Genomic DNA, 22485 nt, shown 5'->3' on the forward strand with positions numbered 1-22485 from the left:
TAATCTAGATTTAACACTCTATTGAGTTACCATAAAAACATGAACGATATTAGCATGTTCGATTTAAGCCAAGGCAGCAATATTGGCGGATACACACTTATAAAAAGGCTGGGCGGCGGCGCTATGGGCTCTGTGTGGAAAGTTCGCGATGACGGAGGTCAAGAATATGCTATGAAGATTTTACGTGAAAACGCGAGCGAAGATGACTACGCAACACAAAACGAACAAAATCTCGCAAGAACTCGCTTACGAAGAGAAGCACTTGCATTACAACGTATAAATCACATTGGCGTTTGTTCAATAGTCGACATGGAACTTGACGCATCTATAGCTTTCATAGTCACTGAACTTATTGAAGGCTTAAATTTGAAGGAAGATGTTGCAGAAAATGGTCCGTATATTCGAGATGATTTAGAACGACTTGCGCACAAACTAATTGATGCTATTAAAGCAGTTCATTCTGCTGGAATAGTCCACAGAGATATAAAACCTACAAATGTAATGATTTCTGCAACAGGACCAGTACTTGTAGATTTTGGAATCGCAATGGGAGAAGGCGAAAGTCACGTGACTAGAACCGGCTTAGTTATGGGAACTCCAGGATTTATAGCGCCAGAAATAATAGAAGGCTCAGATTCTGACGAGCTTACAGATTGGTGGTCTTTAGCAGCAGTTCTTGCATTTGCAGCAACAGGGAAGCCTGTTTTTGGAACAAAGCCTATGATGGCAGTTTTGGAACGCGCGGCTTCCGGAAATGCGAATCTTAATGGCATTCCGCCTAGAACTATGGATGCTTTAAGATCTGCTCTAAATCCAAATCGTAATCAAAGATGCACTCCAGAAGAGCTTGAGGAAGCGATTGCAAAAGATGCAGAAAATCCTCTTGCTTGGCAAGGGGCGATGCTCCCTTTTGAGTTAAATATTTCTGAATCTAAATTAGATGATGAGAATACGAGTAAACCTTATATTCAGCAAACCTCTAAATTCTCTAGCGATATGAACTATCAAGATAGTGAAAACACGTCACAAACTATCAATGTTTCACATGAAACAGAAGAAGATTCAGAAACGATATCATTTAACAGTGTAAGAAATATCGAAAATAACTACACTGATATAACTGATACATACGAATCTAACTACAAAAATAATAAAAGAAAAGAAAACGAAAACTACTTCAATAACAGTCAAGCTGACACTAGCTCTAAGACTTTGAACGTTAGAAAAATGTGGGCAGATGACGTTTTACCAACTTCTGTTCTAGATCACACAACACACATTGGCACTGGCACAACGCCCATTGGCACAATTCCGGCATATACAACTACAATTGCAGCTCCAATAATAGAAAATCAATTTAATCCAATTCAGAACACAAACCAGAACCCTATAAACGAGAGCAAATCAATTCGAAAAATAGAAAATATCGAAGTAGGGAACACAAATCAAAAGTCGGAGAAAGCACAAGAAATAGCCACACAAGTAGTAAATCCACCGACAGAAAACTCAGTTACGCGAGTAGAAAACACAAATCCAACACAGCAAGCAAATCTTTCGCAAACGCAAGATGATTATGATTCAAAAGAAGAAAATCTGAACCAAAAAGCACGACCGTATCTACTTAGAGGTACGTTATTTCTACTTATTTTTATGCCAATACTTCTTGCAACAACATGCATATCTACTTCAGCATCTCTATTCTTACACGCGATATTCATGATTATTTGCGCAACAACGGGATACAATGTTTCATCACATATACATCGACAAAAAATAAATGACGGAATAGGAAAAGATAGATTATTACGCATATTTTTTATACCATGGCATTTTCTAAAAGCGATTCTATATACTATTCCGTCTTTACTAATACTTTCCATCACATCAATTTCATTCGCATATATTTATCCACTTTTAATTAAAGCGACTTGCCAACTTATGGAATTCCCTATATATCTTCCAGAGTGGCTATTTGTAAAAAAATGGGTGATTCTACTTCCTTCTTATACTCCAGAAATCTTTTCGCCTACATCAATAGGATACGCCGTAGGAGTATTGATTGGATGGATTATAGTATCTTTATTCGGCAGATCTAGAATGATTAGATTAGGTTTGGGAGCTATATTCGGCGCAGGAAGAAATTAAAGGAAAACACTAACTAGGAAGACATTAACTAGGAAGACATTAACTGAAAGCATTAAATTTGCAAAAATCAAGTTTTACGCAAAATCATTCCAAATCATTCCGTATCATTCCATAGTATTCCGCATCATTCCGCAGAATTCAAAATCATCGAAAATCATTACGCATAATTCCGTTGATACCGTACATTAGACTATGTTTATCACAGTAACTAAATTCTATAAAATACAAATTCATCACAACTACGTTAAACACGACTGCGTTAAACACGACTGCGTTATGCGCAAAAGTGATACGAAAGGATAGGCATGATAAAACCAGCCGAAAAGAGAGAATCTAATAGCGCATTAAAAGAAAAAGAACGCCGCCAACAGACAATTATTGGAATTGTTGTTGTTCTCGTAATTATAGCGATGATCACTGGCATAATCATCACAACATATAATGCGCAAAACGCAGATACTAAAAATAAAATAGAAAAAACAATTAAAGCCAAAAAATCTCTCAAGGCCGTCAAAACTGCAGAAAAACCAAAAAATATGAATAATTACGGCGGCATTGCAATAAGCAAAAACGGGTATAACAATCCTGTCAAGGGAGTACCAACCATAGCTGTGTATTTTGATCCTATGTGCCCAGGATGCGCTAACTTCAACCAAAATATCGATCCGTATCTAGTCCAAATGATGGAAGCAGGGCAAATCAACATGGAAATTTACCCAATGTCATTCCTTGATCCACTATCTACGGATCACTATTCTTCTAGGGTTACAGGAGGAATTTATTACATTGCAGATAACAGCAACAATCCAAAATCTCTTTTGGAATTTATAAGTAATATTTTTGACAAAGACTTCCAACCAGATGAAGGCGATAGATACACGCCTGTAAGCAATAAAACACTTGCTGAAAAAGCAATAAAGTCAGGAATCAAAAAAGAAGTTGCAGAAAACGCATTCCAACGTCATTACATAAAATGGCAGAAGACTATGAATACAGCAACTCCTGATAGAAAAGAACTTTGGAATATAAGTGGCTCTAATGCAGGTTCTATGACTACACCAACAGTGACGATTAACGGACATATTTTCGACATGAGTAAAGTCAATGCCAATAATTTGAATATACTTAATGAAATTTTGAAATCTATTGGATTAGACGAAAAAGATTTAGGATCTGCAACCGTGCGTCCAAAACTAGATGATAAAGGAACACCTGCTGCTATATAGAATAATTGCAAAACGTAGCTTTTAAGCACATTTGCAAACAACTATTAAAGCATTGTTTTCAATCCAAAAACATGACAAAAATTGATTAGCAAATAAAAGTAACAAAATATGACACGTGCACACTTGCCACAAACAATAGTTGCTGGTACACTAATCAATGTTTTGTTAGCGCATATGTTTATGCGCACTGCCTCCTTAGCTCAGATGGCCAGAGCGGCCGCCTTGTAAGCGGCAGGTCGCCGGTTCGATCCCGGCAGGAGGCTCTGTTTATTCTTCGAAGTTTTGTATCCACAATCAAAAAACATTTTCTGTCTTGATACTGCGATATTTTGCAAATATGCGTTTATGTAACAAACATAAATTGTAAATACATTTCAATAGTGCAAATGATGATTCAACAACTGTAAATATTTATTGTTCATAGTTAGGTACTCGTATTATTGTTGAAATGTGTTTCTGTTTAAATAACATGCATAACTAACAACGTATAATAATAAAAATACATATTCTTTTTGCGAGTAAGTTCTCAGAAACCTTCCCCCAACTCAGGGTTTCTGAGAAACTGAGTGTGGAGCGTCCCCCAACCTGCTCCACCTCACAGGGGCGGGAAAATCCCCTTCTCTCCCGCCCCTTTTTCATGCATACAGAAAAATTCGTGAATATCAGCAAAAATTTGTGTAATTATGTGTGATTAGATTTGATTCGATTTGATTCCAAAAACTTCGAATTGCATGATATGTGCAAAACGACATTGTCGATGAAACTATAGGATTTTTTACAACGTATGCTTTGCTATTAGTTAGGCAGAGATTTAAGATTTTTCGCCCTGAATGAGATGAACCTCAGCATCTTTGATGGTGATTCATCGAATGAAGAAGAAAAATCGAAAAATCTCGGTGATTAACCGAAGATTAAAAGACTAAACATGCAAAGAGCTATCGGAGTTTCTCTTAGAGCAATGTAAAAATCTTGCGATGAGAGAAACTCCGAGAGCTCAGCCCCATTTGATAGGAAAATCCTGTAAATGAAACTATAGGATTATTCACAAAGCCATCCTATTTACTGTTTCTGAGAATAAATGATATCGCATTAACATAAATAATTAGTTATAATGAAAGTCTGATTTCGGGAAGCGAGGTTACATGATACGTCGATGGACGCCAAGACGTTTTGTTGTATTAAGACGCGCTAGAATAATTGCAAGCGCATTAAGTATTGCACTTATTTGTACAGCGTTTTTTGCCTTCTCAACTAGAAAAGCAGTCGCACTTACAGTTAATGGCAAATCAAAAATTGTAACAACTTACGCAATGAGCGCACAACGACTTCTCGAAGAACAAAATATAAAGATAAAAACACACGATCAAGTACTAACATCTTCTGGAGAAATACTCACAAATCACAGTACAGTTACTGTACGAAGCGCATATCAGACTTCAGTTACAGTTAATGGAGTTACAATACCATTCTGGACAGTTGCAACAAGCGTAGATCAGCTTATTGGATTCTTTAAAGCAAATGAAAAAAGAGCTGTAAAAATCACAGTTAATCTTCGTAATATATACGACAAACTTTCAGGAGGATTATCGATCAATAAAGAAGGTCCTGTTAGCGTTATATGCGATGGAAAAACGCGAATTGCTCCAGATGGGAAACTTCCAGCAAGTTCTATTCTTGATTCACAAGGAATAGTTTTAGGAAAAGAAGATCGAGTAACAGTTGAAAATGATGGCAATAAAACAATTCTTAGAATATTGCGAGTTACACACGGTCAAGAAAAACGCGTTGTGCAAGTACCATTTACAACGCAAACCATTACTGACAATAATCTTCCAGAAGGCACACGCATTGTGCAAAAAGCAGGAATTAACGGCGAAAGAGAAGATGTTTATAACGTTACATACGTTGACGGAAAGCCAGAATCTGCAACTCTTGTTTCTCAAACAGTTACTAAACCAGTTATTGATGCAGTAGTGGCTATCGGGCGTAAATCTGTGCCACAAAAACAAGATAAACCAGAAATAAAACATGAAAGTGACACAAATACAAAACCAAAGAATAATAAACAAAATAAATCTAAAAAAGTAGCACCTTCACCTAAACCTAAATCTGAAAATAAACCGAAACCAAAGTCTGAGCAGAAACCAAAACCACAAACCCCTGCTCCAGCCCCTGCTCCTGCTCCAGCCCCTGCACCAGCTCCAGCTCCGGCACCAGCACCAACTGACGACGATACAGATAGCATGGTTCACGCAACTCCAGAACAAGCAAAACTGTACGCTAAAGCAGCATGCGCAGAATTCGGATGGGTCGGCGAAGAATGGGACGCTCTCGTATGGTTGTGGAATCGCGAATCACATTGGAGATGGAATGCTGAAAACCCAAGCTCTGGAGCATATGGAATCCCACAAGCACTACCTGCAAGTAAACTAGGAGATGTATCGCGAGGAGGCGGTCCTAATTGGCATGAAGATGCTGGAGTTCAAATCAACTGGGGATTAAATTACATAAAAAATCGTTACGGAAGCCCTACAGCAGCAGTTCAACATTCTCATGATGTCGGATGGTACTAAATCACATTAAATCAACACAAAACTAGAAAACTTTGGATGGTACTAAAGTGACTAAATTAAATAGCGACAACGATAGCTTTGACGGAAAACTTCTTGGAGCAGCAGATATAAGAAGAATTGCGGCAGAAGAAGGTATTACGCCTAGTAAAAAATTTGGACAAAATTTCGTAATAGATCCTGGAACAGTACGAAAAATTGTAAGCATTTCTGGAATTACAGAAAAAGATACAGTTCTCGAAGTAGGTCCTGGATTAGGCTCTCTTTCATTAGCAATTTTAGAAACTGGAGCAAATCTTACAGCTATAGAAATTGATCCACCTCTAGCAAAACGACTGCCAAATACAGTATTAGAATTCATGCCTCAAGCATTTGAACGATTTAATGTTGTATTAAAAGACGCTCTAAATATTACTAAACAGGATTTGCCTAGAATTGCAAGCGCAAAGAATTTTACTCTCGTAGCAAATCTACCTTATAACGTTGCTACGCCTATTATTTTAACGCTTTTAGAAAAATTTGATAATTTGCAAAACTTCGTAGTAATGGTTCAAAAAGAAGTTGCAGATAGGCTATGCGCGCATCCTGGTAATAAAGTCTATGGAACTCCAAGCGTAAAACTCGCTTGGTATGGGCATGCGCAACGCGCTGGGATTATTGGAAGAAATGTTTTTTGGCCATCACCTAACGTTGATTCTGCATTAGTTTCTTTCACTAGAGATTGCGTAAGTAAAGGTAATGAAATTCAGCGCGCTGAAGTATTTTCTCTAGTCGATGCCGCATTCCAACAACGTAGAAAAACACTTAATGCAGCTCTAAAAAATCATGTTGAAAAAGCTGCATTTGAAATTTCTAAAATAGATCCAACTCGAAGAGGCGAAACTCTTACATGCGAAGAATTTTTGGCGTTAGCAAGAGCACAATATAACTTTTAAAAGCATTAGCGAACTCTCGTATTCTAAAATTAAAAATTAAAAACAGTAAGAATAATTAAGCATTTGGCAAACGATAGATCTAGAACGCCTTTAGGTCATACATAGTCAGTAAAATGCGTGTAAAGTAATACTTCGCGCCTAATTTCAAAATACCTAGTATGCTATTTGAAAAATTAGAATACGGTGAATTTAGGGATTTTAGGCGTAATCGCAACAAATTAAGTGTATGGATAGATTTGGAGTATCATGGCGCAAGAATACGATGAGCGCACCGCTCGCAAAGAGTTCATGTATCAAAAGACTAAATCCATATTACTTACTGTTGGAATTGCACTAGTGGTTGCAACTTTGTTATCTTTCATGATCCAATTCCATGTTTTCGGATTAAATTCTCCAAAAACTAAAAAAGATAACAATAATTACGGAATAGTTGCCCCATGCCCTATAAAAGATAAAGATGGCGATAAAATATCGTATCTTGATGCGCGCACAGTTTCTATTCGAATCTTGAATGGAACTAAATTCAGAGGTTTTGCTAATGCTGTAGGCGAGGCTTTGAGAATTCGCGGATTTAATTTAATTGAAGTTGGAAACAATAAAACACAGGGCGTTAAGCGTACAACTATTTATTTTGGCAAAAATTCAATAAATTCTGCTTATACACTAAGCTCTCAATTCGATGAAGTCGCTTTGCAAATGGACGATCGCAAAGACAAACTGGTTGACATAGTTCTTGGAACAGATTTTAGAAATTTGCGACCAAAAACAGATGTTCCTGCTTCTGGAGCAGAAATCACTCCTATTAAAAATTGTCAGGATGCTAATAATATAAAGAATCTTCCTAAAGCTGAAAAGCACAAAGAAGTAAAATAATTTACATTATTTTCCATCTCAAACTAACTACGCTTACCTGGCAATCAAGCTAACCTGGCTAACCAATCTAAGAAAGCTAATCAGGCTTACCACGCTATGAAAGCTAACCAGGCTTAAACTACAACGCAATTGAATTTCTTTTAGATACTATTTGGAAGAAACTTTGCAATATTCGTTTTCATACCAACGCATCAACTCTGCTACAGCTTCATCATGCTCAACTGGACCATAATCCAAACGATAATTAAGCATATGCTTATAAGCTGCTCCTACTACAGGCCCAGGCTTTACATTAAGCAAATCCATAATTTCATTTCCATCCAAATCTGGACGAATAGCATTCAAATCTTCCTGCTTCTTAAGCTCTTTTACTCGCTCTTCCATCTCATCCATAGCATGTTCAAACATTAAGGATTTACGGCGATTCTGCGTAGTAGCATCAGCTCTTGTTAAACGATTCAATCTCTCATATAAATGACCTGAATCTTTAACATATCGCCTTACTGCAGAATCCGTCCAAGGCTCATCTACGTAACCGTGGAATCGCAAATGAAGATTCACTAATTCGCTAACATCTTCAATAAGACGATGATCGCAATGTAAAGCTTTAAGTCTTTTAGCAGTCATTTTTGCGCCAACAACATCATGATGGTGGAAACTCACTTTCTCACCCTCTTCAAACTTACGCGTACGTGGCTTACCAATATCGTGTAAAAGAGCAGCCAGACGAAGAGTCAAATCAGGAGCAGGCACAGCACCGTTTTCATCTGTTTCTAAAGCAATCGCACGCTCAAGAACCATCATCGTATGTTCAAAAACATCCTTATGGCGATGATGCTCATCTATTTCTAAACGCAATGCTGGAATTTCAGGCAAAACGTATTGCGCAAGCCCAGAATCAACAAGAGCTTCTACGCCTTTACGAGGACGTTCAGAAAGCAACATTTTTTGAAGCTCATCTCTAATGCGTTCTGCAGAAACAATATTCAAACGACTTGACATATCTGAAATCGCTTCAGCCGTTCGCGCTTCAATAGTAAAACCAAGTTGCGCTACAAATCTCACTGCACGCATCATGCGAAGAGGATCATCGTCAAAAGACTGACGCGGATCTACAGGAGTACGTAAAACACCTTTTGCTAAATCATTTGCGCCTGCAAAAGGATCTACAAATTCCATATCTGGAACTCTTAATGCCATTGCATTTACAGTAAAATCTCTACGAGAAAGATCGCCTTCTAAAGTATCTCCGTATTGAACTTCCGGCTTACGAGAATCAGGATTATAAACGTCTGAACGATACGTTGTAACTTCAACTTTTACCTCTGTGCCATCTTTTCGACGTCTAACAGCTCCTAAAGTGCCAAACTTCCTACCCATATCCCAAAATCCGTCATGTCCCCAATGACGCAAAATCGGCTCAAATTCTTCCGGCTTGGCAGAAGTGCAAAAATCAAGATCATGCGAAGTCCTATGCAATAACATGTCTCGCACTGGTCCACCTACTAACGCAAGCTCATAATTGCGCTCAGCAAACAAACGTCCCAATTCTATGGCTTCAGGCCAAACTTCAAAATTTCCAGACACTCTACGCGACACCCTTTCAGCGTAACAACAAACCTATTTCCAGCATACAGTTACCCCAATGCACAGCGGATTGAGTATGGTGGATTGTATGGTTACTCCCGAAGACTTAAGACGCATGCTCGCCAGAGCTTCGAATAACCATACCCAAACACGTGCTAAAGCATCTATAACCCCACTCGATTTAGCTAAGAGAATATCATCTCATAAACAAAAAATCACAAGCGAAGAATCCTCTATTTTCATTGATATACCTGTATTTTCGTCAGGTGAAGACGTTGAAGAAAACGTAATTCACATAGAAGAATCTTTCATCAATGAGCAGATTTCTTTTGCACCTTCTCCTGCAATAATGCCACAGCGTAGAAATGCAGAAGTGCCAAAAACTTTCGCTTCTTTAGACACACAGGATTTGCCAATAGTACGCGAATATTCTGCTGGAGGACTTGTTTTTGACTCGCTCGGGCGTGTCGCAATTATTGCTAGACATTCACGTAGTGGACACCTGGAATGGTGCTTACCAAAAGGACATATAGAAAAAGGCGAAACACCACAACAGACTGCCGTAAGAGAAATACACGAAGAAACAGGCATATTAGGTGAAATTGTGGAATCAATCGCAACTATTGATTATTGGTTTACAGGCACAAGCCAACGAGTGCATAAATTAGTTCACCATTTTGCTTTAAGATATTTAAGCGGCGAAATATCAGTGTTAGGAGATCCCGATCATGAAGCTGAAGAAGCTCGTTGGGTTGATTTTTCCGAGCTTAATAATATTCTTAGTTATCCTAACGAACGCAAAATAGCGTGGCTGTATGCTAGAAAGTCAAACAGGCGGTCTAACAGATATGAAAATTGCGAATAATAAAACAACTTCACTTAAACGTTTTTACAATAATGCGTGCATAGTGATTTTGTGTTTCGCATTATGCATAGCATGTGTTGCAAGCTCACTATTCTTCAGTTTTGACTCCTCAAACGTTGCTAAAGCTGAAGAATTACATAAAAAACATTTAATAGCAAATCCAAAAGGACACGCTTATAAACACGTTAATCCTCTTAGCAAAGGTCTTTCTTTAAAAATAACTGATTCTACTGCAATAGTTACAGATAAAAGCGGATATCATTTATCAATATCTATAAACACCGCTAAAAATCAAACACTTCCGGAAGGAACTATAAGCGTATTCGTAAATCCTTATTACACTTTCACGTCTAGAACAGATATACAAAAATGGGCAGAAGGAGAATCACACATACCCACACGGCAATTACTTGGAAAATCGCAAGTAGATACCATGGCTGCTAAAAGTAATCGAATTGTTAACGTAGATGTTCCCTCAGACTCGCCTAATCTTGCAACCATAAAGCAATGGGGTCCAAAGCCTTTATTAGTTTTATACACTTCAACAGACGAAAAACACATCATTTCTGTGCAAACTTTCTTAACTCGTTCTAACGATGGTCTTTCTAATACCAATACTCCTCCTATCGGCATGACTGCTATTATGCCAATACTTGCAAATCCTGATTCTTGGAAAACAACTATTGACACTCAACAGTCAGACGAAATTGTAAATAATAATCATCCTAATAATGCACAAAATAATCCAAAAAATAGTAGTAAAACTAATTCACAACATTCTGAGGAAAACAGCAACAATCACGGAAAAACCAGCGATTCCGCAGCTCAAGCAAATAATTCGAATAATTCAAATAACACAAATAATTCAAATAACACAAAAAAACTTAATAAGAAAAATACGTTAAAAAAAGAAAAAATTATTAGCTTCCCATATAGCATACGCGCGAAAGTATCGCTGAATAACAACGAACTAAATCGCATTACTAAACAAGTTGATCTTGCAGAAAAACATAATCTTTTGCAAACTATAGCTGACCCTTACACGCTAAAAGCAGCAAGAATACTTTATAGACCTAGTGCGTTCATGCAAAAAGCAGGTTTTGATATAAGTTCTTATGCGGATGATTCTAATTTTGAACTTTATAAATCTGCTGGAATCACTCCAAATGAATGGTCACTCAAAGAAACTTGTTCAATATATTCATCGTTAGAACCTTCACAAAAACTTTCTCAAAACGATAGCGAGTGCGTAAACGGAAAAACTCCTGTATTCGCATGGCAAACGAATGGTAAGTGGACTCTTAACGCGCTCGTACAAGCTAAAAATAGCGGATACAACACTGTTATTGCAACACACGGATTCGATCCTAATGCAAATCGTTTTGCAACAAATACAGGCGTGTATAACATACAAACAAATTCTGGAGAAATCAACGTTCTTGCTTCTCAAAATGTATTAACACACTTAGCTAATGGGCAAGCTAGTAGCGATTATGCATCAGCAGAATCCACTGAAGCAGGACGCATAAGTAGATTAGTTGCGCAAAGTGCTTTTTATCAAATGGAGCAACCGTATGCTTCTAGAAATCTTCTTATAACTTTTGCAACAAATACAAGCGCAAAATCAATCGACAATGTGATGAACGCTCTCGAAAAATCGCCTTGGATTGATCTAAAAAATCTTCAATCATTAACTTCATCCGAACCTTTTAATAACGAAAATTCAAGAAAGGTTATTCCACTCAATAGCGGTCTAAGCAGCGAGAGTGCAAAATCAAGAAATGATAAATTACGCGAATTAGCAAAATCTCGAGAGAATTTAATAAGTTTTACGAATGACATTTTAGATAATAATGCAATTCAAAAAGAAAAAAGTGATGCTGGAGATGCTCAATCTTTAGCAAAACAGCATGCAAAAATGGGTGCTCTGAGCAAAACAAGTAACTCAAAAATATGGAGCAAAAAGCTTATTGATATTTTCGATTCGATGGCATTCAAAGAAATACTCCATTATGACGGAAAACCGTATTTTGATGCAAAAACACATTCGTCTTCATTCGGTTCAATAGCAAATCAAAGCAACGAAGAAAAAACCAACTCAACACAAGCTAACGAAGAAAAAACTAACACAGAAAAAACTAACGAACCAAAATCAAACGCTTCTCAAAGCAAAAACAAAAAACCACAACAACCTACAAACAATGCGAGCGCAACACAAAAATTCACAACTCAAACTCTCGTAAATAGCTTATTATCTGGAATTCGCATAGTTCCTCCGCCACACATAACAGTATTTAGCGAAACAGCATCCTTGCCTGTAACAATCAGCAACGCACATCCATACCCTATTCGCGTATATCTCACTGCAACAACTAAATCTATGGAAATTGTTTTGGGTAGAACACAAATAGTGAGCATTCCAGCAGACAGTGAAATTCAAGTGACTTTACCTGTACGCGTTACTACATCAGCACAAGTAAAGGCTTTGTTTAGGCTAGAAGATAGGAAACATCACACTTTTTCAACAACTAACTCAACTACTATTACTAGCACACTGCAAATTAGTGATAAAAGCGGTACGATTATCATAATATTTGCTTTCGCTCTCGGAGTATGGGGGCTTTACAGACAATTCCATCGTAAAAAGGATCCAGACGAATGAGTTCAGTAGGTCGCAATTCAATTATTATGGCAAGTGGCACTGCGGCTTCGCGAATCACAGGTCAAATTCGCACAATCCTACTTGCAGCAGCACTAGGCACAACAGGACTAGCTGCTAATGCTTATCAAGCTGGATCAACTATCCCTCAACTCATATATGCGCTCGTTTCTGGAGGTATTTTTAACGCTGTACTAGTACCGCAAATCGTACGCACTCTTGAGAAGAAAGATGCAAAAGATAGACTTAACAAGCTAATTACTTTTGCTATAACAATGCTATTAGCAGTCACACTTCTAATGGGTGTTTCAACTCCTGTAATAACGTGGCTTTATGCTGGCGGTGGACCAGAAATGTTAGCTCTAACTAACGCTTTCACTTTATGGTGCATACCACAGATATTTTTCTATGGATTATATACAGTTTTAGGGCAGATTCTTGCAGCAAAAGGCAAATTTGCAATGTATGCGTGGAGCTCAGTTGCAGCAAACATTGTAAGTTGCATTGGATTTGGCACTTTTATAGTTCTTTTCGGCAGAGCCACAACTCAACCGTTATCGTTCTGGAGCAATAGCAGACTTTTACTAACTGCAGGATTCTGGACTTTAGGAGTTGCAATTCAAGCATTACTACTTTTTATACCTCTTACAAAAATCGGAATCGTATATAAACCTAGCTGGGGTATAAAGGGTATTGGATTGCGTTCTATGGGACCTGTTGCAGCATGGAGCATAGGGATTGTCATAGTAAATCAATTGTCTGTTATGGTTACAACACACACAATTACTAGTGCCCCTCAACTTGCCGAAACAACTATGGGAATTAACCAATTTGACGTAGCAGGTAACGCAACATTCCAAAACGCATATACGATTTACTTACTTCCTTACTCGCTGATAGCAGTATCGGTAGCAACTGCAATTTTCCCGAAAATTTCAAAGGCTGTTGCAACGCATAATATAGCTATAGCACGGCAAGATTTAAGTGATTCTTTAAGGCACGTAAGCATACTTATGTGTTTCTTCCTCATAGCGTTCGTAACAATGCCAACGCCAATTTCTTTAGCTTTATTACCATCGATTAGCCTTAAAGAAGCTTATTTCATGTCTACTCCTTTAATGCTACTTTCTTTTAGCCTGCCATTTGCTAGTGCGTATTTGATTATTCAGCGCACTTTCTACGCTTTTGAAGACGGTAAGCAGCCATTCATATTTACTTTAGCTGGAGTTGTAACAGAGTTAGTAGTACTTATTGTTTGCATACAATTCTTCCCTCCAACACAATGGGTAGCTGTTTTAAGCTCGTCAGTAACTATAGAATTTTTGCTCACATTCCCTGCTCTTATATGGATGCTAAGAAGACGCTTCAATAATAATTTAGACGATTCAAGACTTTTATCTACGCATATTAAAATTGCTATCGCTACTGCTGTTTCAATTTGCATAACACTATTAGCTCGCATACCTGTTATGAAAATAATTAACGTTGAAATGCCTCAACTTCACGGAGCAGTAAGATGGATTCGCGCAATTTTAGTTTGCGTTATTTTAACTGTTATTATTATTGTTTCATACGTTGGTACTCTTGTTTTACTTAAAACTCAAGAATTAACTACTTTATACAATTCGTTTGTATTGAAAGTTGCAACAAAAATTCCTGCACTATCTTCATTAAAATTTGTTCAAAAAGTTATTAGTAAAGCTAACAAAAATGCCGATAGCACTGAAATTGCTCTTGATGAAACTAGTGACAAAAGCAATGACGAAAAAGCTTTCACAGGCGCAAATATAGAAAATAAAAAATCATATTTACGCACTTCTTCCAATAATCAAAAGAATCATCGTAAGCCGCGAATTGTTACATCAACTCGTAAAAAATAGTTTACTTTGACTACAAATACGTCATATAAGAAAATATTTACAATATCCACAAAAAGTATGACGCGCATATGACATAAGTACCACTAGAATATTGGTAATAGCATATGAATTTACTATTTTGACAATTAGGAAGAGGAATAGATGAAACCTCGTTTAGGAGATATAATTCTCAATCGTTATGCGCTCGTATCACCATTGCGTAACGAAGAGGAACTCCAAGTTTGGCAAGCTAGCGACAATATTTTGGAACGCGATTGCCAACTTTTCATCGTACGCGATTCCAGATTCCTAACAGATGTGAACACTATTGCATCAACCCTCGCTTTAGCGCGTAGCCGCAAGTTCACACAAGTACTGCAATTACAGCATATTGACGATATCTCAATTATTATTACAGCTTTAGATTCCGGATTAAGCATAAGTGATTATCTTGCAGACAATAATTCAAAAGAAAGAAGACAATCTAAGCCAATAAGTCCTATCAATCCTCTTAGCTACGAGGCAATACGAACTATTGTTGCAGAAACAGCTGGAATTGTAAGTAAAATGATCGCTAATGGCATTACACATCACGCAATTTCAACAGATACAGTTCGTATTACAACAAATGGCATTGAGCTAGCAGATACTCCAATTAGCCCAATGATTGAAGACTTAACTTTACTGAATAATGCTAAGGATGATACCTCTTCCAAAGATTTAGAAAAGTCTTCGCCATCTCAAGAATCCTATGAGCGAATTGCAACAAGACAATTATCTGCATTGCTTTACTCTCTTCTCACACGCACTATTTCAAAGAACTTACACGATTTTTCATTATCACGCATTAGCGAAAATGTTCCTTCAGAATTTCGTATGATCTGTAAACGTGGATTATGCGAATCACAAGTAGCAGATTCAAACAAGAATCCTAATATAATACCAATGGCATCTATTGCTGAGCTTTCTGCGCTATTAGGTAAATACACGCCACTTAGATCGCTTTGTGCTCAAGATATCTTGCTGCCAAGGTTAGAAGGAGCTGCTTCAGTTAGCTTGATTGAATTGAAAGCAGAAGATAAGAATTCTATATTGCCTTTCCCTGAAGATCTTGTACAAAGTGAAGATCAGTTTAACGATGGCTTTAACTCTGCTATGCAACAAGCAGAAAATCCTGATTTATTAAATTATGATTTTTCATCAGATTTACGCGATTCTTCACGAGATGAAACAAATGACGATTTAAATGAGAATTCACGTAAAGATTTAAGTAAGGATGAGAACGATATTCCATCTATGCTAAAAGATGAATCTTCACAAATATCTAGTAGTTCTCCGACATCATCTGACAACAAGCAAAAAAACGCTGAGAGTGCACACAATTCTTCTAAAAACGGGAAGAACTCATCTGACTTACAAGCTTCAAACGTAAATAAAGTAACTAAAGCCGATAAAAATACTGCTATTGGATCTATTGGGACTAAAGCAGATAAAGGGGCAAAAGCTGCTATTGGAGCTTTATCTTTTGCCAGCAGCATCATCAAATCATCACAAGCTGCTTCATCCGTTGCACCAGTTGCGTCAAGCGAAACTAGCGCGACAAATATGTCTATTTCTGGATTTGCTGCTGCAAGCACAAGCATACGAAAAGCTGGCAAAACACTTGGAACACTATTCAAGCGCAATTCTCGTAAAAATTCTAAAAATAAGTCTAAAGAAAAATACGAAAATTATAATAGCGATGAAAATAATATTGATTCATCAGAACTTGAAAACACAAACACAAATGTAGATATAGATTTTCATGATATTGCTGCTGCAGAAATGGCTAATATACTTGCTCCAACTGAATTAGATGCAGACGATTCTATTTTCCCTATGTCTGAACGAAATATACATGTTATAAAAAATGATGATGAAATAGCTCAAGATAATTCAGAAAAAAACTTAGAAGATAATAATTCTAATAGTTCATTAAATAATCGCTCGAATAATTACAAGCAGAATATAAGCAATATTTCTAGAAATAAAAGTCGTTTGAAGTCGAAATCCGATGATTCCGACTTGTATGATTCTTCTATCTCTAACAATTCATACGATTCTGAGAACTTTAGCGATTCTGAGAACGCGAATGCACAATTTTCTAACGAAGAAGGCGAAACATTCGATCACATTCCAGCAATAGCTTCTTCCACTTTTGATTTTGAGGATTTGCTTATTCAAAACTCGCGCCACACAGAGCCTATAGCCCGTGCAAACGCATTCTTAAGTGAGGAATCAGAGTTTACAGGGCGCGTACCTGTTGTAGATAATCAAAGTCGTTTTATAGCTCCTGGAGAAGAATCAGCGCGCGCTTTGCGTGAAGAAGAACTTGAAGATACAGATATGGATTTGCATACAGTTTCTTCACTTTCATCTCTTCCACCAAGTTTTGAGCCTAGAGAGCATGCAGCTAGTATTAAAAAGCAGCAAATACGCAAAAACGGTGAAGATATTGCAGATGCAAAGATTTTCGTAGGTCTTTCTACTAAATTTATAGCAATTAGCATAATGCTGCTATTGATTATTGTTGGATCATTCTTTGCAATACATGGATTGTTGTCATCTCATGAATCATCATCTTCGTTCAACAATTCTAATCCGTGGGATTCTGAAAATATAAATAACGTTCCTTTTGGAAGTCGCGGAATCCTCCCAGAAGAAAAAGCTAAAGGACACAAAGTACCTGAAGGTCATAAAACTGTTAAGGCTGTTCCTGCGCCTAATATTCCTGTAAACAATACTCCTTTTGAAATTGATATACGTCAGTTCTTAAGCAAACCATCTCATCAAAATGGATATGGATATTATATGCATTTGACTCAGCCTCAAGAAGCGTATAGATTTGTTATCTCAATTCGTTCTTCAGGTGGTCATGGATATCTTTTTGCAAACACTAAGAATGACCCTACTAAAGGCGATCAGGTTGCAGAATTTACATTTGATGAAAGCGGCACAACTGAAGTTAAATTCAATAAGCCAATTAAAGCTCAAGACTTTCTACTTTGGGTTCCGGCAAATAGTTTACCGAATAACAGCTTATACATAAATTCTGCAAGGATTTATTAAAGTTTAGAATAAAGGGGAATTTATATGGAAGCGCAATTACGCAAGGCTATTATTATCGGCTCAGGTCCTGCAGGATACACTGCTGCAATTTATTTAGGGCGTGCCGGTTACAATCCGTTAGTTATTGCTGGAGCACTTACCCCTGGTGGGCAGCTAGTAAATACCACAGAAGTAGAGAATTATCCTGGATTCCCAGATGGTATTTTAGGTCCAGATCTTATGGACGCGATGCAAAAACAAGCAGAAAAATTTGGTGCAGAAATTATTTTTGACGATGTCACAAACGTGGACTTTTTAAAGCCTGTAAAAAGCGTAACGTTAAGTGATGGCTCAATATACGAATCACACGCTGTTATTGTTTCTACGGGCTCACAAGTGCGCAAATTGGGCGTTCCTGGCGAGCAACAATACTCTGGTCGCGGAGTATCTTATTGCGCTACTTGCGATGGATTCTTCTTCCGCGGTAAACCAATTGTTGTTGTTGGAGGAGGAGATAGCGCTTTTGAAGAAGCTCAATTCTTGACTCGTTTTGGATCTTCCGTTACTTTAATTCACAGACGTAACGAGTTTCGCGCTTCGAAAATTATGGTCGATCGCGCTAAAGAAAATGAAAAAATTAAGTTTGTTTTAGATAGTGTTGTTGAATCCGTAAATGGATCTGATTCAGACGCGCAATCTGTTACTGTAAGAAACGTAAAAACAAACGAAACTCAAGAAATCGAAGCATCTGGAATATTTGTTGCTATTGGACATACTCCTTCGACTGAATTCTTGAATGGAGCTTTGGAACTTAATAGCGATGGAACTATTAAAGTAGAAGGCACTTCAACCAAAACTTCAGTTTCTGGAGTATTTGCAGCAGGAGATGTTGTAGATAACGTATACCGTCAAGCTGTATCAGCTGCTGGAATGGGATGTCATGCAGCTCTTGACGCACAAGCATATTTAAACGAATTAGATGAAAACTAATCGCGTTTTATCGCGTTATTGCGTTATTGCGTCTTTATCTGCTTTAGCGTAGTGATTCTATGCGAGTCTATTCTGCTTGATTTGGCATAAGCATTTGCACGATTCTCTTCATATCTTCAGGAGAAGAAAATACTATTTCAATATGCCCATGCTGAGGAGTTCCTTTAATAGAAACTTTCGTAGAAAAATGCTTTTCCAATTGGCTACGAATAGGAGATGAAGACCATCTATCATTACGCGCTCTACGAGTCGGAGTAGATCTACGACCTGCTTCGACTCCTTTTAGTGAAACAATTTCTTCAGTAGTTCTCACAGATAAGCCTTCGTCAATAATTCGCTGAGCTACTGATTCCATTTCTTCAGAACTCTCTAAACCTAATAATGCTCTTGCATGACCAGAAGAAAGCAATCCGGAAGCTACTTGCTTTTGAACGGAAGCTGGCAAATTAAGTAAGCGCAAAGTGTTTGCAATTTGAGGTCTAGATTTAGATACGGATTGAGAAAGCTGAGCTTGTGTTAAGCCAAAATCATCAATCATTTGCGCATAAGCAGCTGCTTCTTCTAGTGGATTCAAAGCGACTCTGTGCAAATTCTCCAGCAAGGCATCACGGAGCATATTTTCATCAGGAGTAGTGCGAACAATTGCAGGAACAACATCTAAACCAGCTAATTGAGAAGCGCGCCAACGCCTTTCACCCATTATTAACTCATAGTGAGCTGACTCATTTTTATAAGAAGAGTTAGAAGATGATTCATTGTTTTGAGAATTATCTAAACTTTCGCTATTTTCACGTGAAACTACATTTATTTCACTGTTTGAAGAATCACTTTCTTCTATTTTTCGCACAACAATAGGCTGAAGAACTCCAACTTCCTTGATAGAAGCAGCAAGTTCTTTGAGTTCATCTTCATCAAAAATCAATCTTGGTTGTTGCGCATTAGGAACAATATCTGAAGGCTTAATATACGCTAAATATCCACCTTCAACAGGCTTTAATCCTTGATTTTGCGCGGTTTCTGTATTATTTTTATCTTCAGCAGAACCATTGTAATTATTGTTCGTTTCATGTGAAACACTCTTATTTTTATCACTTACAAATGTTCTTTCAGCGGAATCTCCGAAGAAGAAATCAATAGGTCTTGTAACATCTTCAAGAGATGGCATTGAAGATCTTTTAGAAGGTTTAGGATTCTTTTTACTTTGAACAGTATTTTTTAATATTGTCGATTCATTATTATTAAATCCAATATTGCGCGATTCATCGCTGTGAGGAGCAATAGAGCGATTCATACTAGGAACTTTAGTTTCATGTGAAACGCTTAATTTAGATGAATAGATGTGAGCATTGCTTTCACTTTTTGTATAACTTTGCTCTACGTCTGCGTTCAAATTAACTTTTTCGTCAGTATTCTCCCCATTCTCCCCGCTGTTTTGAACACTGCTATCAGAATCACCTATTTTGCGAGAGTCTTTCTTTGAATCTAATAAAGAACTATCGCTTGTTTCACGAGAAACATTTTGATTTTCCACTTGAGGAGATACTAAGTCATCTTCACCTGGCAATGCTGGGAATAATGCGCCTAATCCTTTACCTAAACGAGATTTCATGCCACTCATCGTTTATTATTCTCCTCTTCTTTTGCAGAGATAACCGACAATACTGTTTCTGAACGTTGCGCAATTTCTAAAGCAGCTTCACGATAAGAAACAGCGCCTGTTCCACGTGAATCATATGTAATAACAGTTTGAGCAAAACTTGGAGCTTCAGAAATCTTCACAGTCCTAGGAATAGTTGTATTAAGAACAATATTAGGATAATGATTTTTCACTTCCTGATATACTTCACGACCAAGCAGAGTACGCTTATCAAACATTGTCACAAGCATTGTAGAAACCACTAAAACAGGATTGTAATGTTTCTGAACCAATCCAATAGTACGAATCAACTGCCCTAACCCTTCGAGAGCATAATATTCAGCTTGAATTGGAATAAGCATTTCTTGTGCTGCGCACATAGCATTTATAACAAGCAATCCTAGTGAAGGTGGGCAATCAATAAATACATAATCGTAATGTTCTTCACTATTTTTCATGAATTCACTAAGAGCATCTTTAAGTAGATTATTGCGATTATCCATATCTGCAAGCTCTAACTCAGCGCCACTTAGATCAATTGATGCAGGAACTACGTCTACACCTGGAACATCTTTACAAGTTTGCTTTACTTCACTAATAGTCTTGCGCCCCTCAATAACATCATATACAGAAACATCTCCTGAAGCATGAGGAATGTTGAACGCTGTTGATGCATTACCTTGAGGATCCATATCTATTACAAGAACGCGTAAACCACCTACGGCAATAGCAGCAGCAAGATTAACAGTTGAACTTGTTTTACCAACTCCGCCTTTTTGATTTGCAACAGCAATAAAACGAGTTTTTGAAGGATGAGGGTATGTTACTCCTTCAAGCGCATGATATCGAGAAACTACGTCTGCTAATTCGCTACCAAGCGAAGACCCAGAATCTCCAAAAATACGCTTAATTGTTTCTGATGCAGACTCCACCACTACGTATCACCCCCACCCTCTTTTTACAAACATGTAGTGTTAAGTTTCTATTCTTCTATGGACATAAAACACGTAAAAATCGAATATCGTTTCATGTGAAACACAACAAATCTACATAATAAAACGAATGAAACATCGCAAACAACTGTTGTAAAACCTTGAAAAATAAGGGAAATTCCAAAATGTTCATATATTAAAATGCAATTGTTTTCACATGAAACAAAATAAAATTAGACAAAACAATAACTAACAATTTTTCTCAATACTTTCACGTGAAACACAACAGCTCCACGTGAAACAAGGTATTTTTACGCATTCTTTAAGATTTATTTTGTTAATTACCTAGAAAATAAAATTCGATGATGAAAGAGGAACAATACTTACGCGAAACTTACATATAAATTACGTGGAACGTAAATATAACTCACGAATAAGCTACGCATAACTTGCGCATTGAAAAAATGTTTTTGATTTTAGAGCACTGTTATATAGTTAAATCATTGAGTATTTTAACTTATTTTGAAAGGGTGCGATTTATGAGCAAACTTGAGGATCTAATTGCCAAATTGTGCCCAAACGGTGTGGAGTATAAGAAGATTGGCGAGATTGCGTATTATGAGCAGCCAACGAAATATATTGTAAAAAGTACAAAATATGATAATTCTTTCGCTACTCCGGTATTGACTGCTGGGCAGAGTTTTATACTTGGTTATACAGATGAATTAGATAATATTTATTTAGCATCAAAAGATAATCCTGTAATTATTTTTGATGATTTTACTGGTGCAATTCAATGGGTTGATTTTCCATTTAAAGTTAAATCATCTGCTATGAAAATGATTACAGCGAAACCAAATGTGTTAATACGATATTTATACCATTGGATGTCACTGCTTGGATTTTCTTCTTCGGAACACAAACGTCTTTGGATTGGCACATATTCTAATTTTGAAATTCCCGTTCCACCTCTCGAAGTGCAAGCGGAGATTGTGCGGATTTTAGACACGTTCACAGAGCTTACAGCAGAGCTTACAGCAGAGCTTACAGCAGAGCTTACAGCTCGAAGCAAGCAATACGAGTACTATCGAGATCAACTCCTGAACTTCAAACACATATAA

General features: G+C 37.3%; 13 protein-coding genes, 1 tRNA gene and 1 pseudogene. 12 read left to right on the forward strand and 3 right to left on the reverse strand.

Translation table 11 applies throughout. The features are described from left to right. Window positions 1-39: 39 nt before the first annotated feature. The 6 genes from HXT27_RS02170 (at window position 40) to HXT27_RS02195 (ending at window position 7749) form a co-directional block, all read left to right on the forward strand. Window positions 40-2145, forward strand: a complete 2106-nt coding sequence (locus HXT27_RS02170) for a serine/threonine-protein kinase (RefSeq protein WP_233186135.1) — start codon at window positions 40-42, stop codon at window positions 2143-2145. A 305-nt stretch (window positions 2146-2450) separates the two neighbouring features. Then, window positions 2451-3371, forward strand: coding sequence for a DsbA family protein (locus HXT27_RS02175; RefSeq protein WP_075523595.1), 921 nt, complete (start codon window positions 2451-2453; stop codon window positions 3369-3371). A gap of 189 nt (window positions 3372-3560) precedes the next feature. Next, a tRNA-Thr gene (locus HXT27_RS02180) sits at window positions 3561-3634 on the forward strand. An 879-nt stretch (window positions 3635-4513) separates the two neighbouring features. Beyond that, window positions 4514-5944: a G5 domain-containing protein gene (locus HXT27_RS02185; protein WP_103043354.1), complete on the forward strand. Its 1431-nt coding sequence runs from the start codon at window positions 4514-4516 to the stop codon at window positions 5942-5944. Window positions 5945-5976: 32 nt separating this feature from the next. Next, on the forward strand, window positions 5977-6876 hold the full coding sequence (gene rsmA / locus HXT27_RS02190; protein WP_103043353.1) for a 16S rRNA (adenine(1518)-N(6)/adenine(1519)-N(6))-dimethyltransferase RsmA: 900 nt from the start codon (window positions 5977-5979) through the stop codon (window positions 6874-6876). Window positions 6877-7122: 246 nt separating this feature from the next. After that, window positions 7123-7749, forward strand: a complete 627-nt coding sequence (locus HXT27_RS02195; RefSeq protein ID WP_103043352.1) for a LytR C-terminal domain-containing protein — start codon at window positions 7123-7125, stop codon at window positions 7747-7749. 147 nt (window positions 7750-7896) lie between these two features. Here the strand turns inward: HXT27_RS02195 and HXT27_RS02200 are convergent, their stop codons facing one another. After that, a complete protein-coding gene (locus tag HXT27_RS02200) occupies window positions 7897-9336 on the reverse strand; it encodes a CCA tRNA nucleotidyltransferase (protein ID WP_103043351.1) in 1440 nt (479 codons plus the stop codon). Between the two features lie 88 nt (window positions 9337-9424). Here HXT27_RS02200 and HXT27_RS02205 point away from each other — a divergent pair, with 88 nt between their 5' ends. From HXT27_RS02205 to trxB, 5 genes are all read left to right on the forward strand, one after another. Beyond that, window positions 9425-10201, forward strand: coding sequence for an NUDIX hydrolase (locus tag HXT27_RS02205; RefSeq protein ID WP_075523600.1), 777 nt, complete (start codon window positions 9425-9427; stop codon window positions 10199-10201). Then, window positions 10152-12863, forward strand: a complete 2712-nt coding sequence (locus HXT27_RS02210; protein WP_146024451.1) for a DUF6049 family protein — start codon at window positions 10152-10154, stop codon at window positions 12861-12863. Before HXT27_RS02205 ends, HXT27_RS02210 begins: the two co-directional genes overlap by 50 nt. Further along, window positions 12860-14740 (forward strand): murein biosynthesis integral membrane protein MurJ, encoded by a 1881-nt coding sequence (gene murJ / locus HXT27_RS02215; protein WP_103043348.1) that lies wholly within the window; start codon window positions 12860-12862, stop codon window positions 14738-14740. Before HXT27_RS02210 ends, murJ begins: the two co-directional genes overlap by 4 nt. Before the next feature lie 141 nt (window positions 14741-14881). Beyond that, window positions 14882-17827 carry a kinase gene (locus tag HXT27_RS02220; RefSeq protein WP_103043347.1) on the forward strand — a complete coding sequence of 982 codons (2946 nt, stop codon included), beginning with the start codon at window positions 14882-14884 and terminating at the stop codon, window positions 17825-17827. Between the two features lie 24 nt (window positions 17828-17851). Next, a complete protein-coding gene (trxB, locus tag HXT27_RS02225) occupies window positions 17852-18796 on the forward strand; it encodes a thioredoxin-disulfide reductase (RefSeq protein ID WP_103043346.1) in 945 nt (314 codons plus the stop codon). A 67-nt stretch (window positions 18797-18863) separates the two neighbouring features. Here trxB and HXT27_RS02230 read toward each other — a convergent pair whose 3' ends face one another. Both HXT27_RS02230 and HXT27_RS02235 read right to left on the reverse strand, forming a co-directional pair. Beyond that, complete coding sequence (locus HXT27_RS02230; protein WP_103043345.1) at window positions 18864-20414, reverse strand: ParB/RepB/Spo0J family partition protein; 1551 nt, start codon at window positions 20412-20414, stop codon at window positions 18864-18866. After that, window positions 20411-21364, reverse strand: coding sequence for a ParA family protein (locus HXT27_RS02235; protein ID WP_103043344.1), 954 nt, complete (start codon window positions 21362-21364; stop codon window positions 20411-20413). Before HXT27_RS02235 ends, HXT27_RS02230 begins: the two co-directional genes overlap by 4 nt. A 539-nt stretch (window positions 21365-21903) precedes the next feature. Between HXT27_RS02235 and HXT27_RS02240 the strand changes: the two are divergent. Continuing rightward, a pseudogene (locus HXT27_RS02240) lies at window positions 21904-22473 on the forward strand (restriction endonuclease subunit S); the annotation flags it as partial. Window positions 22474-22485: the final 12 nt, after the last annotated feature.

The sequence above is a fragment of the Gardnerella bivia genome (assembly GCF_049262715.1).
In the GTDB taxonomy this organism is placed as follows: Bacteria; Actinomycetota; Actinomycetes; order Actinomycetales; family Bifidobacteriaceae; genus Bifidobacterium; species Bifidobacterium vaginale_A.

Bases quoted from the DNA above. Each gene is read 5' to 3' on its own strand.
- HXT27_RS02170 (WP_233186135.1), top strand. From the start codon at position 40: ATGAACGATATTAGCATGTTCGATTTAAGCCAAGGCAGCAATATTGGC.
- HXT27_RS02175 (WP_075523595.1), top strand. From the start codon at position 2,451: ATGATAAAACCAGCCGAAAAGAGAGAATCTAATAGCGCATTAAAAGAA.
- HXT27_RS02185 (WP_103043354.1), top strand. From the start codon at position 4,514: ATGATACGTCGATGGACGCCAAGACGTTTTGTTGTATTAAGACGCGCT.
- HXT27_RS02195 (WP_103043352.1), top strand. From the start codon at position 7,123: ATGGCGCAAGAATACGATGAGCGCACCGCTCGCAAAGAGTTCATGTAT.
- HXT27_RS02205 (WP_075523600.1), top strand. From the start codon at position 9,425: ATGGTTACTCCCGAAGACTTAAGACGCATGCTCGCCAGAGCTTCGAAT.
- HXT27_RS02210 (WP_146024451.1), top strand. From the start codon at position 10,152: ATGCTAGAAAGTCAAACAGGCGGTCTAACAGATATGAAAATTGCGAAT.
- murJ (WP_103043348.1), top strand. From the start codon at position 12,860: ATGAGTTCAGTAGGTCGCAATTCAATTATTATGGCAAGTGGCACTGCG.
- HXT27_RS02220 (WP_103043347.1), top strand. From the start codon at position 14,882: ATGAAACCTCGTTTAGGAGATATAATTCTCAATCGTTATGCGCTCGTA.
- trxB (WP_103043346.1), top strand. From the start codon at position 17,852: ATGGAAGCGCAATTACGCAAGGCTATTATTATCGGCTCAGGTCCTGCA.
- HXT27_RS02230 (WP_103043345.1), bottom strand. From the start codon at position 20,414: ATGAGTGGCATGAAATCTCGTTTAGGTAAAGGATTAGGCGCATTATTC.